Here is a 13,921-nt window from a genome sequence, read left to right on the forward strand (position 1 = left end):
CTATGACGGAAGGTTCGTGCCGTGTGACGAGCGCGGCCAAGTGCCCTTTTCTGACAAGTTCCTCGACGAAGTTGGCCATTGTGGAGTAGTGCCGGCAGCAGCGGTGACGGCGCCGGCATCGCTCACCGAACGCACGTTCGCGCTGCCGACGGCGCCCGCACCGACGGCCTGGCCGACGTCATCGGCCCGCTCCCCCGGCGAGAAAGCCGCTTGCTCGCTCGCCGGAGCCGGGCCAGGCCGGGCCAGGCCAGGCCGGGCCAGGCCAGGCGGGGATCACGCGGGGGCCGGCCATAGACCGGGGCGTCAGGCGGCGGCCAGCCAGAGGTCCGGGCCGAAGACCTCGTACTTGATGTCGCGTGCTGCCACCCCGGCCTTCAGCAGCTGGCCGCGCACATCGCGCATGAACGGCAGCGGCCCGCACAGGTAGGCGATCGCGCCCTCGGGGATCTCGACGTCCGACAGGTCCATCAGGCCGTCGCGGTCGGGAGCTGCGGCGCCTCGTTCGTACCAGAAGATGCGATCGTCGGCGAGGTTCGCCATGTCCTCGCGGAGCGCGTGCTCGGCCGGTGAGCGGTCGGCGTGCAGCAGCAGGACGCGGCGGTCCGAGCCGGTGGCGGCCAGGTGCTGGAGCATCGCCACGATCGGCGTGGCGCCGATGCCCGCCGAGGCCAGCACCAGGGGCGCGTCGCCGTCGTCCAGGGTGACGTCGCCGAACGGCGCGGACAGGGTCAGCTCGTCACCCGGGCGTACGGTCTCGTGCAGCAGCGTCGACACCTCGCCGGCGGGGTCGCCGGTCACCCGCTTGACGGTGATCCTGCGCAGCTCGCCCGCGCTGGACAGGGTGTACTGGCGCAGCTGGTGGACGCCGTCGGGCATGCGTACCCGGACGCTGACGTACTGGCCGGGACGCGCGGGCGGAACGGGCGCGTCGCCGAGCGGACGCAGCAGGAAGGAGGCCACGTGCGGCGTCTCCTCCCGGCGGGCGACCACCCGCCACTGCCGCCACGTGTCGCCGTTACGCGCGCCCGCCGCCGCGTAGATCCTGGCCTCCTGGGCGATCAGCGCCCCGGCCATCAGCCAGTACACCTCGTCCCACGCCGCCGCGACCTCCGGGGTGACGGCATCGCCCAATACGTGGGCGATCGCGGCAAACAGGTACTTGTGCACGATCACGTACTGGTCGTCGGTGACGCCCACGGCGGCGTGCTTGTGCGCGATGCGCGAAAGCAGCTCGTCGGGGCGCTCGTCCGGATGATCGAGCAGATGTGTCGCGAACGCGGCGATGGACCCCGCCAGGGCCCTGCGCTGCTCGCCGTTCGCCTGGTTGCCCCGGTTGAACAGGCCGTCGAGCAGCTCCGGCCGTTCGGCGAACATCGTCTCGTAGAAACGCGCGGTGATGGCGTCGAGCGAGGCACCGACGACGGGCAGCGTGGCACGGACGATCGCCGCAGATTCCGCGGACAGCATGAAACCCCCAACGCAGATGGACTACGGAGGCCCGGTGGGCCGGGGTCCAAGCTACGGACGAGGCCGGGCTCGCTCACCAGGCGAACGTCGGTCATCGCAGGGTCGAAAGTCCCTAAAGCGGGATCAAGCGGGCCGGACAGCAGTCCCTATAGCGAGATCATGTGCCGGGCAGCGCGGTGGCCAGCAGAACGACGCCGACCGACCCCACCAGCGAGCCCACCGCCATGACCCGCGCCAGTGTGGGCCGCCCCGCCCCGGACGCCCACCCGTGCACCCCGGCCGCGGCCATGACGACGCAGAACAGCAGCAGCTTGGCGGCGAGAATCCGCCCGTAACCGGGCTCGGCCAGCGAAGCCCAGGTGACGCCGTGGTGCCAGGCGATCGCCACGCCCGTGGCCAGCTGAACGGGCAGGAACACGGCGGCGGTGAGCAGCCCGAAACGCCGCCCGACAGCGGTCATGACCTGTCCGCGCCGCTCACCGTCCAGCATGCGGCGCGCCAGCGGCAGCACGACCAGCGACACCGCCAGCTGCCCGCCGACCCAGAGCGCGGCTCCGAGCACGTGCAGGAAACGCACCACCGTCCACCACGTCATGACACGCTCACCTCGGTATGGTGCCCTGGCCTGCCGCCCTGGGCTTGGAGGTGCTCGCGATCGACCATCGGCAGGCCGGGCGGGTCGATGACGACCGCGCCGTACATACCGTTAGCGAAATGCTGGGTGATCGGCATGGTCCCATCATGCAAGGGCCACACTCCGCCCGGCACGGCAGGTCGCTCGTTCGTCCCGCCGTATGACGCCGGTCGGCACCGCCCGGTGCTGGGGTCAGCGGCCGGGGAGGTTCTTGAGGGATTCGGAGCGGCGGGCGAGGAGCTCGGCGTAGGTGCCGTCCCGTTCGGCCCAGCGCAGGGGCAGGGCGCGCTCGACGATGATCTCGTTCGGGGTCGGGTTCTGGGTGAGCAGGCCGACGGCCTCGTCGAGGTAGCCGTCGAGGGGGAGCGCGGCGGGGTTGAGCTTGGCCTGCTGGTCGGAGGTGGCGACGGCGGGCGGGATGAGCTCGGTGACGTGGATGCCGGTGCCGGCGAGCTGGGCGCGCAGGGACTCGGTGTACGAGTGCACGCCGGCCTTGGTGGCGCCGTACGTCGGCATCAGGGGGAACGGCATGAACGCGATGCCGGAGGTGACGGTGATGATGTCCCCGGCGCCGCGGCCGAGGAGGTGCGGGGTGAAGGCGTCGATGACCCGGATGGTGCCGAGGAGGTTGACCGCGATCGTGGTCTCGGCCTGAGCGATGTGGGCCGGGTCGCGGAGGTCCTCGGCGAGCATGACGCCCGCCATGGTGACGAGCACGTCGAGGTCGGGGTGCTTGGCGAGCACCTCGTCGCGGGCGGCGGCGATGGAGGCGGGGTCGGTCACGTCGATCCGTACGGCCTCGACGCCCTCGACCCGGTCGATGTCGCGCCCGCCGACGACGACGGTGCTGCCGGCGTCGATGAAGCGCTGCGCCAGCCCGCGCCCGATCCCGTACGTGCCTCCCGCGATGAAGACGGTACGGCCGCTGATGTCCATGGCTTGACCTCTTTCCTGGTGTCCGATCTGCTTCCCACGGTCGTCGCGGGTGCGCGAGCGCGGAAGGACCCTGGTGTTCCTGGGGTCAGGCAGGGCCCCCTCTCCGCCGGGCGCCGCTCGCTAGCCTGAACGTCATGGACGGGGAGAAGGCCAACCGGCTCGGCGAGTACCTGCGTGCCCGGCGGGCGCTCGTCACGCCGGAGCGGGCCGGCATCCCGGCCGGGCCCAACCGCCGGGTGCCCGGGCTGCGGCGCGAGGAGGTCGCGATGCTGGCCGGGATCAGCGCCGACTACTACATGCGGCTGGAGCGCGGGCGCGACAAGCATCCGTCCGTCCAGGTCCTCACGGCGCTGGCGCGCGTCCTCCATCTCGACGAGGTGGAGCAGCAGTACCTGCTCGACCTGGCCGCGCCGCCGCGGCCGGCGGCCCCGCGGCGCCGGCGGGCCGAACGGGTGCCCGCCCGGCTGCATCACCTGCTCGCCACCATCGGGGTGCCGGCGTTCATCGAGGGCCGCGCGTACGACGTCCTCGCCTCCAACGCGCTCGCCCTCGCCCTGTCACCGCGGTTGAGGCCGGGTGAGAACCGGCTGCGGTCCCTGCTGCTGGATCCCGAGGAGCGCGAGTTCCACGCCGACTGGGAAAGGGCCACCGAGGAGTTCGTGGGGGCGTTCCGCCAGTCGATCGGGGAGGACACCGACGACGCGCGCGTGGTGGAGCTCGTCGGCGAGCTCTCGCTGGCCAGCGCTCGTTTCCGTACGCTGTGGGCCCGCCACGACGTGCGACGCCTCGAAGGCGGCACCGCCGTGGTGAACCATCCGATGGTCGGCACGCTCCATCTGCATCGCGAGAAGCTGCCGGTCGATGGGGTGCTCCTCGTCCTCTACTACGCCGATGAGGGCAGTGAGAGCGCCGAGAAGCTCCACATTCTCGCTTCCCTGGCCGAGTCCAGTGCTTCTGACAGCGGGTCAGGCGGGCGGACCTCTCTCCAGAGTCGTGGGTCTCGGCGGCCGAACTGACGGTCTTTCAGCAAGCGGTCTCTTCGCGGGTGCCAAGTGGACGCCTCGAACGGGCTCCGCCCGGTGGCGGCGGACAGCACGGGGCGGCCGGTGTCATGAGGCGTTGGGGTCGGCGAATAATCGATGGGAACGTCCGGTTGCCGACACTACGATGAGCGCCATGGCAACCACTTCGGGCAGAGCGCGGCGCTGATGGCCGTCAGCATGCACGACGTGGCTCGCGCCGCGGGGGTCTCCCAGCGCACGGTCTCCAACGTGGTCAACAACTACCCCTACGTCCGCCCGGAGACGCGCCAGCGCGTCCTGGCTGCCATGGAGGCGCTCGGCTACGTGCCCAACGCGGCGGCGCGCAGCCTTCGCGCGGCCCGTACGGGGCTGATCGCGCTCGTCGTGCCCGAGTTCCGCGCGCGCTATTTCGCCGAGCTGGCCGAGCAGGTCGTGCGCGCGGCCGAGCCGCTCGGCTACACGGTGCTGATCGAGCTGACCGAGTCCGACCGCGAGCGCGAGCTGAAGGTGCTGAGCGGCGAGCTCAACCAGCTCACCGACGGCGCGATCATGTCGGCCGTGGCGCTGCGGCCGGGCGACGGCCGCCGGCGCCGCCCCGGCTACCCGATCGTGCTGGTGGGCGACGAGGTGCTGGAGGGTCCGATCCACCACGTCGGGATCCCCAACCGGGAGGCCTCGCTCGCGGTGGCCCGGCACTTGGTGGCCGGCGGGCGGCGGCGGCCGATGGTGCTCGGCTACCGGCCGCACGTGCACATCACGGCCCGGATGCGCGTCCAGGGCTTCCTCGACGGGCTCGCCGAGGCGGGCCTGGAGGTGCCGGACGAGCTGCTGGTGGGCGGCGACTGGAGCCGTAAGGTGGGCCTGGCAGGCGGTGGAGGAGCACCTGAGCGCGGGCCTGCCCATGCCGGATGCGATCTTCGCGATGAACGACTCGCTGGCGCTCGGCGCGCTCCGCGCGCTCGCCGAGCGCGGCGTGCGGGTGCCGGAGGACGTCGCGGTGGTCGGCTTCGACGACGTCGAGGAGGCCCGCTACTCGACGCCGTCGCTGACGTCCGTGGCCCCCGACGTGGAGGCGCTGGCCTCCAACGCGGTGGCCATGCTGCACGAGCAGATCACCGGCAAGCCCAGCGGGCTGGGCTCGCGCGTCACGGTCGACTTCAGCCTCCAGGTGCGCGAGTCCAGCCGGTGAGCCGGTCTACTGGCCGCCGAGGCCGGTGGTGGCGATGCCCCTGATGATCTGCCGCTGGAAGAACAGGAACACCACGATGAGCGGCAGCGCGGCCATGACCGCGCCCGCCATGTTCTGCGCGAAGACGACGCCGTAGCCGGTGGTGACGGTCTGCAGGCCGACCGGCAGGGTCATGAGGTCGGGATCGTTCGCCACGATGTACGGCCATAGGAAGTTGTTCCACGCGCCGACGAATGTGAAGATCGACACCGCCGCGATGATCGGCCGCGACAGCGGCAGCACGATGCTGAGGAAGATGCGGACCGACCCGGCCCCGTCGACCCGGGCGGCGTCCTCCAGCTCCCGCGGGATGCTGTCGAAGAAGCGCTTGAGCACGAACACCATGACCGGCGCGACCACCTGCGGCAGGATGATCCCCCAGTACGTGTCCACCATGTTGAAGGCCAGCATCTCGTCGAACAGCGGCACGATGAAGATCGTGCCCGGGATCATGATCGACGCGACGGTGACGCCGAGCAGGAGCTTCCGCCCGGTGAAGTCCAGCCGGGAGAAGGCGTAGCCGGCCATTGTGGAGATCACCAGCGTGATGAGCGTGACGCCGGTCGCCACGATGAGGCTGTTGATCATCCAGGTGGGGATCTCGCCGAGCCGGAAGATGTAGGAGTAGATCTCGAAGGTGTAGCCGTGCTCGGGCAGGATCGTCACGGGCGCGGCGCTCGCGTCGGCCTCCGACTTGAACGAGGTGTTCACCGCCCACAGGAACGGCGTCAGCATCAGGAGGCTGAACAGCGCGAGGACCACGAAGGCCACGACGCGCCCGGCGTTGCTGCTTTTCATGAGTCGGACCTCCGGGCGAACCGCAGCTGGAGCAGCGACAGGACGAGGATGATGGCGAAGAAGACGTACGAGATCGCCGAGGCGTAGCCGAGCCGGTAGCCGGTGAAGCCCGAGTCGAAGATGTACATCAGGATCGAGCGGGTCGAGTCGTCGGGCCCGCCGCCGGTCATCTGGTAGATCTGGTCGAAGACCTTGAGCGAGGCCAGCACCTGGAGCACCAGGATCAGCCCGGTGATGTTGCGCAGCAGCGGCAGCGTGATGGAGAAGAGCTGCCGCCACTTGCCCGCCCCGTCGATCGCGGCCGCCTCGTAGACGGTGGCGGGGATGTTCTGCAGCGCGGCCAGGTAGAGCAGGAAGTTGAAGCCCAGCGTCCACCAGGTCGTGGTGGCCGCGATCGCCGGCATGGCGGTGTCCGGATCCTGCAGCCACGCCTGGTTCTCGAACCCCAGCCGGCCGAGCACGGTGTTGATCAGCCCGAGCTCGGGGTTGTAGAGCCAGCCCCAGAACTTGCTGACCACGGTCGAGGCCAGCAGGTACGGCAGGAAGAACGACATCCGCCACACCCACTGCCCCGGCAGCCCCATGTTGACCAGCAGCGCGGCGGCGAGCGCCACCACCACCAGCGGGATCGTGGTGAGCACGGTGAACAGCACCGTATTGCCGAACGTCTTCCACACCATCGGGTCGGTGAGCGCCTCGGCGTAGTTGGAGAGCCCGACGATGTCCGGCTGCCCGCCCGCGGCGAGGTCCCGGTTCGTGAAGCTCATCCAGAAGCCGTAGACGGTGGGCCAGACCAGGAAGAGCACGAAGAACACGAAGAACGGAGCCACCCAGAGCAGCCCGACCTTGCTCCGCGCGACCTTCGTGGCGGTCTTGGAGGCGTCGGCGACGGCGCCCTTGGGCAAAGTGATCGACGTCATCGCTGCACCGCCTTGGACATGAGGACATTGACGCGCTCGGCGAAGTCGGCGATGGCGTCCTTGACCGAGGTCTGGCCGAGCATCACGTTCTGGAACGAGTTGCCGAACTGGTTCTGGAAGCCGGAGCCGCCTCCGGTGAACGACGACGGCGGGTCGTACTTCAGGTACGACGCGGTCTCGGCGTAGTCGCTGTTGGGCCGCATCGTCTTGAACTCGGGGCTGTTGACGACGGGCAGGTAGGCGGGCGTGTGCCCGGCGCCGCCCCACGGCAGCGATGCCTTGAGGATTCTCGCCACCGCCTCATAGGCCAGCTCGCGTTTGGCCTCGTCGGGCTGCGACTGGTGCGGAAGCACGAACGTGTGCGAGTCGCCCCAGGCCGCCTTGATCCCGGTGCCGAACAGGTTCGGGATCGGCATCGCGCCGAGCTCGAAGTCCGCCTTCTGGAACTGCGGCAGGTCCCACACCCCGGAGAAGATGAGACCGGACTCGCCGTTGATGAAGGAGGAGTTGGCGGTCCCGCCCTCGGCGCTCCTGGAGGCGACCTCGCCGTCCACGAGTTTGCGCATGGTCTCGATGGAGTCGCCGAACGCCTCGGCGTCGTACGTGAAGCGGTCGCCCTGCAGGTCGAACGTGGCGCCGTGCATCGAGTAGAAAGTCCAGAAAAGTCGCCAGAGCTGGCTACCGTCACCGAGATATCCGTACGCGATGCCGTACGGCTTGCCGGTGACCCGCTTGAACTCTTTGCCGAGCCGCTTCAGGTCGTCCAGGCTCTTGATCTCCGGCAGCTTGCCCTGCGAGTCCAGCACGCCGGCCTTCTTCGCCAGGGTGGCGTTGTAGAACGAGATGAACGCGTGCGAATCCAGCGCGATCGCGTAGACCTTGCCGTTGACGATGGAGCTCTGCCAGGCCGAGGCGGTGAACGTCTGCTCGGTGATCCCGTAGCGGGCCAGCCGGTTGAGGTCCCAAGGGTCGAGCAGGCCGCCCGGGGCGAAGCCGGCGAGCCGCGACATGTGCACGATCGCGAGGTCGGGGGCGCGCCCGCCGGCCGCGGCCATGGAGAGTTTGGTGTAGTAGGGAGGCCCCCAGGCGAGGACGACCGGTTTGATGCGGGCGGCGTCCCAGCTGTTGTCGATACCGGTCAGGATCTCGGCCATGCGTTCGCCGTCTCCGCCGCCGAGCAGGTGCCAGAAGACGATTTCCCGGGGATCCCGGCCGGCGATCCCCGTGCCACAGCCGGCCAGAAGTGCGGTAATTCCTGCGGCTTGCAGCATTCTGCGCCGGGAGAGGCGGGAATGGGTCCACTCGTTCATACGTGGTTCCTCGCGAAAATCCGGCCGCCCTCACAGCTCGGGGTGACCGGATGTTGACTCCGGTTGGAGGGAGTGTGGCACACTTTGCTACGTAGCAAAAGACCTCTTTGCTACGTAGTAAAAGGCCTGATCCGCCCGCGTGCCGGGATTGCCGAGGTTGCCAGATGCCGAGTTCCGTTGCCCCCGACGTCCCCCGCGCGGAATACCCGCGCCCGCAGATGGTCCGCCCGGACTGGCTCAATCTGAACGGCCCCTGGCAGTTCGAGATCGACGCCGGCGACACCGGGCTGGAGCGCGGATTGCGCGAGCGCGACCTCGCCGGGACGATCACCGTGCCGTACGCGCCCGAGTCGGAGCTGTCCGGCATCGGGAACACCGACTTCATGCCCGCCGTGTGGTACCGCCGGACGGTGACGATCCCCGCCGAGTGGGCAGGACGCCGCACGCTGCTGCACTTCGGCGCGGTCGACCATGACGCCACGGTGTGGGTGAACGGCGTGGAGGTGGTGCGCCACCGCGGCGGCTTCTCCCCCTTCACCGCCGACCTGTCGGGCGTGGCGCGGCCAGGCGAGGAGGCCACGATCGTCGTGCGCGCCCGCGACTCCCGTCACGGCCCGCAGGCGCGCGGCAAGCAGTCCACCCGCTACCACAACTACGAGTGCCTCTACACCCGCACGACCGGGATCTGGCAGACCGTGTGGCTGGAGCCGGTGCCCGACGTGCACCTGCGCCGCCCCCGGATCACGCCGGACGTCGCCGGCTCGGCGTTCACCGTCGTGGCCCCGCTGTCGGCCAACCGGCCGGGCAACTCCGTGCGCGTCACGGTCTCCGACCCGGACGGCGTGGTCGTCGCCGGCACCGTGCGCGCCGACATCGACCTCTCCCCCACCGTACGGCTGGAGCTGCCCGCCGGCCGGGTACGGCTGTGGGAGCCGGGCGACGGGTTCCTCTACGACGTGAAGATCGAGCTGCTCGACGCCGCCGGCGCGGTCATCGACGCCGTGGACAGCTACGCGGGCCTGCGCTCGGTGTCGATCGACGGCAAGCGGCTGCTCATCAACGGCAAGCCCGTCTTCCAGCGGCTCGTGCTCGACCAGGGCTACTACCCCGACGGCCTCATGACCGCGCCCAGCGACGAGGCCCTGCTGCGCGACATCGAGCTGAGCCTCGCGGCCGGGTTCAACGGCGCGCGGCTGCACCAGAAGGTCTTCGAGGAGCGCTTCCTCTACCACGCCGACCGCCTCGGCTACCTGGTGTGGGGCGAGTTCGGCGACTGGGGCTCCCACGCCGAGGGCGAGCACAAGCACACCGCCTCGTTCGTCACCCAGTGGCTCGAAGTGCTGGAGCGCGACGTGTCGCACCCGTCGATCATCGGCTGGTGCCCGCTCAACGAGACCGGCCAGGTGATCCACGACCACCTCACCCACCTCGACGACGTCACGCGCGGCATGTTCCTCGCGACCAAGCTCGCCGACCCCACGCGCCCGGTCATCGACGCCTCCGGCTACAGCCACCGGGTGCCCGAGACCGACGTGTACGACTCCCACAACTACGAGCAGGAGCCCGAGGCGTTCGCCGAGCAGCTCAGCGGCCTGAGCAAGGACCAGCCGTACGTCAACGACATCGAGGGCCGGCCGATCTCGGTGCCGTACCGGGGGCAGCCGTACTTCGTCAGCGAGTACGGCGGCATCTGGTGGAACCCCGAGCTCGCCGGCACCGAGCAGGCCGCCGACCGCTCGACCTCCTGGGGCTACGGCCAGCGGGTGCGGACCGAGGAGGAGTTCCACGAGCGCTTCGCCGGGCTGACCGGGGTGCTGCTCGACGACCCTGACATGTTCGGCTACTGCTACACGCAGCTCACCGACGTGTTCCAGGAGGAGAACGGCATCTACCGGTTCGACCGGTCGACGAAGCTCGACGTGTCGCGCGTGCGCGCGGCGCAGACCCGCGAGGCCGCGTACGAGCGCACGGCTTCCGAAGGCTGACCGGACGCGATCAGCCCTGGGACGGACTCCGCCCCGGGCTGCCCTGGCCGAGTCCAGCGCTTCCGATGGCGTGCCAGGCGGGCGGACCTCTCTCCAGAGGTCGTGGGTCCCGGCCGTCCGAGTAAGCGGGTTTCCAAGGGCTGAGGTGGTGCACCTCAGCCCTTCTTTCTTTTATGCGCCTCTGACGCTGAGCGGTCTAATGTACTAGGACATTAGATGAATGGAGAAAGTCGGCCATCCGCACCACCGGCGTACAGGAGGACATGGCGTGACTTCCGTTCTGCGAGCCCAGGGCCTGGGCAGGAGGTACGGCAGGCGCTGGGCGCTGCGCGACTGCACACTCGACGTCCCCGCCGGACACGTCGTCGGGCTGGTGGGCCCCAACGGGGCCGGCAAGTCCACGCTGCTGAAGCTGGCCTGCGGGCAGCTCGAACCGTCGGCGGGCGCGATCTCGGTGCTCGGCGGCCGGCCGGCGAGCACGCCGGCGCAGCTGGCCAGGGTGGGGTTCGTGGCCCAGGACACCCCGGTCTACGGGGGCCTGACCGTCGAGGATCATCTGCGGCTCGGTGCCAGGCTCAATCCACGCTGGGATCAGGAGCTGGCGCGGGAGCGGGTGGCGCGGCTCGGTCTCGACCCCGCGCATCGGGCGGGCAGGCTGTCGGGCGGCCAGCGCGCGCAGCTCGCGCTCACGTTGGGCCTGGCCAAGCGGCCCGACCTGCTGATCCTGGACGAGCCCGTGGCCGCGCTCGATCCGCTGGCCCGCCGCGAGTTCCTGCAGGGCCTGATGGAGGCCGCGGCCGAGCAGCGGTTCAGCGTGGTGCTCTCCTCGCACCTGGTCTCCGATCTTGAACGCATCTGCGACTACCTGATCGTGCTGGCAGGCTCGCGGGTGCGGGTGGCCGGGGAGGTCGATGAGCTGCTGGCCACCCATTTCCGGATCACCGGGCCGCGCCGCGATCCCGGCCGGCTGCCCGCAGGCCAGGACGTGGTCTCGGCGCGGCACACCGAGCGGCAGAGCACGTACGTGATCCGCACCGAAGACCCGGTCCTCGACCCCGCGTGGACGGTCACCCGGCTCGGCCTGGAGGACCTCGTCCTCGCCTACATGGACGAGCAGGCGAGCGGCCACCGGCCCGCAGCGCTGGAGGTGCGGTGATGATCTGGCTGACCTGGCGGCAACTGCGCGGCTCGGTCGCGGTGACGGCCGCCGCGCTCGCGGTGCTCGCCGCCGTCCTGGTCGCGACCGGCCCCGGCCTGGCCGGCCGCTACGCCTCCGGGATCGCCGAGTGCACCCGTCAGGGCACCTGCGCCGACTTCTACAACGAGTTCTTCGGCTCGTACGAGCTGGAGTTCCTGGCGGTGAGCCTCGTAGTGCTGGTGCTGCCGGCGCTGATCGGGCTGTTCTGGGGTGCGCCGCTGGTGGCCCGCGAGCTGGAGGCGGGCACGCATCTGCTGGTGTGGAACCAGAGCATCACCCGCCGCCGCTGGCTGGCGGTCAAGCTCGGGCTCACCGGCCTGATCGCGGTGGCCGCCGCCGGTCTGTGCGGGCTCATGGTGACCTGGTGGTCGGGTCCTCTGGACGAGTCGGCATCGGAGAACCTGGCGCTGATGGCTCCGCTGGTGTTCGGGGCGCGCGGCATCGCGCCGATGGGGTACGCGGCGTTCGCGTTCGTCCTGGGCACGACGGCCGGCATGATGGCGCGCCGGACGCTGCCCGCCATGGCGCTCACGCTGGCCGTCTTCGCCGCGCTCCAGCTCGGCATGCCGCTGCTGGTCCGCCCGCACCTGATGCCCCCGGCCGTGGCGACCTCGGAGCTCGGCCTGGAGAACGTGGACAGCCTCGCCATCCAGCGCGGGGGCGGCGGGCCCGTGCGGGTCCTGCTGAGGTCGGCCGTGCCGGGGCAGGCGGGCGCCTGGGTGCTGTCGAACGAGCTGATCGACCCGTCGGGACGGACGATCTCCGACGGCGGCGAGGCGGCCGTCCCGGTCTCCACGACCTCGGGGCCCTGCGCGCCGGGGGGATCTCCGGTGGCCGGCACCTGCATGGCCGAGATCAACCGGCTCGGCTACCGGCAGCGGGCGACGTACCAGCCGCTTGAGCGCTTCTGGCCGTTCCAGTGGATCGAGACGGGCATCTACGCCCTGCTCACGCTCGGCCTGACCTGGTGGGCCTTCCGGTGGGTCCGCAGGCGTACGTCATGACCGCCGTCAGAACCGCAACGGCCGGGCTCGCGCTCCTGCTCGCGATGGCCTGCACGACTCCCGCGCCGCCCCGCAGCCACGCGAACGCGGCTTCCGGTACGGTCTGCGCGCCGCCCCAAGGACAGCCGGGGCCGGAGACGGCCACCACGATCGACGTGATCGAGCAGGCGTACTTCTGCATCCTCGGCAACTACTACGCCGGTGCCACCCTGGACGCGCGCACGCTGCTGACCGCCGGGTTCGCCGCGCTGACGCAGGAGATCATCCGGAACGGGCGCGACGTGCCCGACGCCACCATGCCGGCGCTGACCGGCGACAGGAAAGCCGACTGGACCGCCTTCGAGACCACCTACAGAAGGGTCACCGGCCAGGTGCCGGACGACCTCCGCGACCGGCTGGCGGTCGTCACCCTGGAGGCCATCGTGGCCGCGCTCGGGGACGATCACGCCCGCTGGACGCACGGCGTCGAACGTCCGCCCGACGCCTACGACGGCGACGGCTACGGCCTGGGCCTCGAAGCGAACGTCACCCGCCCCCAGGCGACCGGCAGCGCGGAGACCGCCGTGCCCCCGCTGTTCGTCACCGCCGTACTGGGCGGCGCGGCGCGGAAGGCGGGGCTGCGTCCCGGCGACGTCATCGAGTCGGTCAACGACTCGGCGCCCTTCATCGACGGCAAGGCCGGCCCTGCGATCGCCGGGCTGTATCCGCGGTATCCGGACGCGCGGCCGGTCCGGCTGCGGCTGCACCGGCCGAGCACCGGCCGCCGCTGGAGCGTGACGCTCAAGCCCGGCCTGTTCCCGCAGGACCCGGCCGACCTGCAGGTGGTGCGGTCGAAGCTGGTGGACGGCGACGTCGCCTACGTGCGGATGCGCGGGTTCGCCCCCGACTCCGCCGACCGGGTGCTGCGGGCGATCGCCAGGCTGCGCGAGGGCAGAACGCTGCACGGCGTCGTGCTGGACCTGCGGGGCAACGGCGGCGGCAGCCCCGTGGAGGCGGTCCGGCTGGTGAGCGCGTTCGTGCACGGCAAGGTCACCGCCTACCAGTGCACGGTGGACGGCGCGTGCTCGGCCTCGCGTACCGACGACACCGTGGAGCCGGTCGGGCTGCCGCTTGCGGTGCTCACCGACCGCGGCTGTGCGTCGGCGTGCGAGCACTTCAGCTCAGCGATCAAGGACCTGCGCGCGGGCACGCTGGTCGGCACCAGGACTGCCGGGGCCATCTCCGGCCCTGCGCAGAGCTACCTGCTGCGCGACAACACCACGCTCGCCTTCCCCAGCAGGCATCACCTGGGCCCGAACCGCGAGGTGATCGACAAGGTCGGCGTGGCCCCCGACCACCACGTGCCCCTGACCCCGCAGGACGCGGCCGCCGGGCGCGACCCCGCCCTGGACAAGGCCCTGACCTTGCTGCACGAGTGAG

General features: G+C 70.6%; 12 protein-coding genes and 2 pseudogenes. 7 read left to right on the forward strand and 7 right to left on the reverse strand.

The features are described 5' to 3' along the window. Nucleotides 1–303 precede the first annotated feature (303 nt). From ACFMQL_RS12900 to ACFMQL_RS12915, 4 genes are all read right to left on the reverse strand, one after another. A complete protein-coding gene (locus tag ACFMQL_RS12900; protein ID WP_378785785.1) occupies nt 304–1,467 on the reverse strand; it encodes a globin domain-containing protein in 1,164 nt (387 codons plus the stop codon). Nucleotides 1,468–1,624: 157 nt separating this feature from the next. Then, on the reverse strand, nt 1,625–2,062 hold the full coding sequence (locus ACFMQL_RS12905) for a hypothetical protein (protein ID WP_364064172.1): 438 nt from the start codon (nt 2,060–2,062) through the stop codon (nt 1,625–1,627). Next, nucleotides 2,059–2,199: a hypothetical protein gene (locus tag ACFMQL_RS12910; RefSeq protein ID WP_378785786.1), complete on the reverse strand. Its 141-nt coding sequence runs from the start codon at nt 2,197–2,199 to the stop codon at nt 2,059–2,061. The genes ACFMQL_RS12905 and ACFMQL_RS12910 overlap by 4 nt, the downstream gene beginning before the upstream one ends. 94 nt (nt 2,200–2,293) lie before the next feature. Further along, on the reverse strand, nt 2,294–3,037 hold the full coding sequence (locus ACFMQL_RS12915) for an SDR family NAD(P)-dependent oxidoreductase (protein ID WP_364064177.1): 744 nt from the start codon (nt 3,035–3,037) through the stop codon (nt 2,294–2,296). 134 nt (nt 3,038–3,171) lie between these two features. On the opposite strand from ACFMQL_RS12915, the gene ACFMQL_RS12920 reads away from it, so the two are divergent. The 3 genes and pseudogenes from ACFMQL_RS12920 to ACFMQL_RS12930 form a co-directional block, all read left to right on the forward strand. Further along, nucleotides 3,172–4,053, forward strand: coding sequence for a helix-turn-helix transcriptional regulator (locus ACFMQL_RS12920; RefSeq protein WP_364064180.1), 882 nt, complete (start codon nt 3,172–3,174; stop codon nt 4,051–4,053). A gap of 204 nt (nt 4,054–4,257) precedes the next feature. After that, nucleotides 4,258–4,845 (forward strand): annotated as a pseudogene (locus tag ACFMQL_RS12925) (LacI family DNA-binding transcriptional regulator); the annotation flags it as partial. Between the two features lie 61 nt (nt 4,846–4,906). After that, a pseudogene (locus ACFMQL_RS12930) lies at nt 4,907–5,248 on the forward strand (substrate-binding domain-containing protein); the annotation flags it as partial. 6 nt (nt 5,249–5,254) lie between these two features. Here ACFMQL_RS12930 and ACFMQL_RS12935 read toward each other — a convergent pair. Genes ACFMQL_RS12935 through ACFMQL_RS12945 form a run of 3 tightly spaced genes read right to left on the reverse strand, consistent with a single transcriptional unit; the run spans nt 5,255 to nt 8,159 of the window. Next, on the reverse strand, nt 5,255–6,085 hold the full coding sequence (locus ACFMQL_RS12935; RefSeq protein ID WP_364064186.1) for a carbohydrate ABC transporter permease: 831 nt from the start codon (nt 6,083–6,085) through the stop codon (nt 5,255–5,257). Beyond that, the gene (locus ACFMQL_RS12940; RefSeq protein ID WP_378785787.1) at nt 6,082–7,005 is read right to left on the reverse strand and encodes a carbohydrate ABC transporter permease; all 924 of its coding nucleotides are present in this window, start codon (nt 7,003–7,005) and stop codon (nt 6,082–6,084) included. The genes ACFMQL_RS12935 and ACFMQL_RS12940 overlap by 4 nt, the downstream gene beginning before the upstream one ends. Further along, nucleotides 7,002–8,159, reverse strand: coding sequence for an extracellular solute-binding protein (locus ACFMQL_RS12945; RefSeq protein WP_364064192.1), 1,158 nt, complete (start codon nt 8,157–8,159; stop codon nt 7,002–7,004). The genes ACFMQL_RS12940 and ACFMQL_RS12945 overlap by 4 nt, the downstream gene beginning before the upstream one ends. A gap of 320 nt (nt 8,160–8,479) precedes the next feature. On the opposite strand from ACFMQL_RS12945, the gene ACFMQL_RS12950 reads away from it, so the two are divergent. The 4 genes from ACFMQL_RS12950 (at nt 8,480) to ACFMQL_RS12965 (ending at nt 13,920) form a co-directional block, all read left to right on the forward strand. Further along, nucleotides 8,480–10,300 (forward strand): glycoside hydrolase family 2 protein, encoded by a 1,821-nt coding sequence (locus ACFMQL_RS12950; RefSeq protein WP_378785788.1) that lies wholly within the window; start codon nt 8,480–8,482, stop codon nt 10,298–10,300. Nucleotides 10,301–10,568: 268 nt separating this feature from the next. Next, on the forward strand, nt 10,569–11,456 hold the full coding sequence (locus ACFMQL_RS12955; RefSeq protein ID WP_378785789.1) for an ABC transporter ATP-binding protein: 888 nt from the start codon (nt 10,569–10,571) through the stop codon (nt 11,454–11,456). Next, nucleotides 11,456–12,502 (forward strand): ABC transporter permease, encoded by a 1,047-nt coding sequence (locus tag ACFMQL_RS12960; protein WP_364064202.1) that lies wholly within the window; start codon nt 11,456–11,458, stop codon nt 12,500–12,502. The genes ACFMQL_RS12955 and ACFMQL_RS12960 overlap by 1 nt, the downstream gene beginning before the upstream one ends. Next, complete coding sequence (locus ACFMQL_RS12965) at nt 12,499–13,920, forward strand: S41 family peptidase (protein ID WP_378785790.1); 1,422 nt, start codon at nt 12,499–12,501, stop codon at nt 13,918–13,920. Before ACFMQL_RS12960 ends, ACFMQL_RS12965 begins: the two co-directional genes overlap by 4 nt. Nucleotide 13,921: the final 1 nt, after the last annotated feature.

This window comes from Nonomuraea fastidiosa (assembly GCF_042751225.1).
Lineage (GTDB): Bacteria > Actinomycetota > Actinomycetes > Streptosporangiales > Streptosporangiaceae > Nonomuraea > Nonomuraea fastidiosa.

What these genes read in the sequence shown, in the direction of transcription:
- ACFMQL_RS12900 (WP_378785785.1), bottom strand. Translation starts at nt 1,467, where the DNA reads ATGCTGTCCGCGGAATCTGCGGCGATCGTCCGTGCCACGCTGCCCGTC.
- ACFMQL_RS12905 (WP_364064172.1), bottom strand. Translation starts at nt 2,062, where the DNA reads ATGACGTGGTGGACGGTGGTGCGTTTCCTGCACGTGCTCGGAGCCGCG.
- ACFMQL_RS12910 (WP_378785786.1), bottom strand. Translation starts at nt 2,199, where the DNA reads ATGCCGATCACCCAGCATTTCGCTAACGGTATGTACGGCGCGGTCGTC.
- ACFMQL_RS12915 (WP_364064177.1), bottom strand. Translation starts at nt 3,037, where the DNA reads ATGGACATCAGCGGCCGTACCGTCTTCATCGCGGGAGGCACGTACGGG.
- ACFMQL_RS12920 (WP_364064180.1), top strand. Translation starts at nt 3,172, where the DNA reads ATGGACGGGGAGAAGGCCAACCGGCTCGGCGAGTACCTGCGTGCCCGG.
- ACFMQL_RS12935 (WP_364064186.1), bottom strand. Translation starts at nt 6,085, where the DNA reads ATGAAAAGCAGCAACGCCGGGCGCGTCGTGGCCTTCGTGGTCCTCGCG.
- ACFMQL_RS12940 (WP_378785787.1), bottom strand. Translation starts at nt 7,005, where the DNA reads ATGACGTCGATCACTTTGCCCAAGGGCGCCGTCGCCGACGCCTCCAAG.
- ACFMQL_RS12945 (WP_364064192.1), bottom strand. Translation starts at nt 8,159, where the DNA reads ATGGCCGAGATCCTGACCGGTATCGACAACAGCTGGGACGCCGCCCGC.
- ACFMQL_RS12950 (WP_378785788.1), top strand. Translation starts at nt 8,480, where the DNA reads ATGCCGAGTTCCGTTGCCCCCGACGTCCCCCGCGCGGAATACCCGCGC.
- ACFMQL_RS12960 (WP_364064202.1), top strand. Translation starts at nt 11,456, where the DNA reads ATGATCTGGCTGACCTGGCGGCAACTGCGCGGCTCGGTCGCGGTGACG.
- ACFMQL_RS12965 (WP_378785790.1), top strand. Translation starts at nt 12,499, where the DNA reads ATGACCGCCGTCAGAACCGCAACGGCCGGGCTCGCGCTCCTGCTCGCG.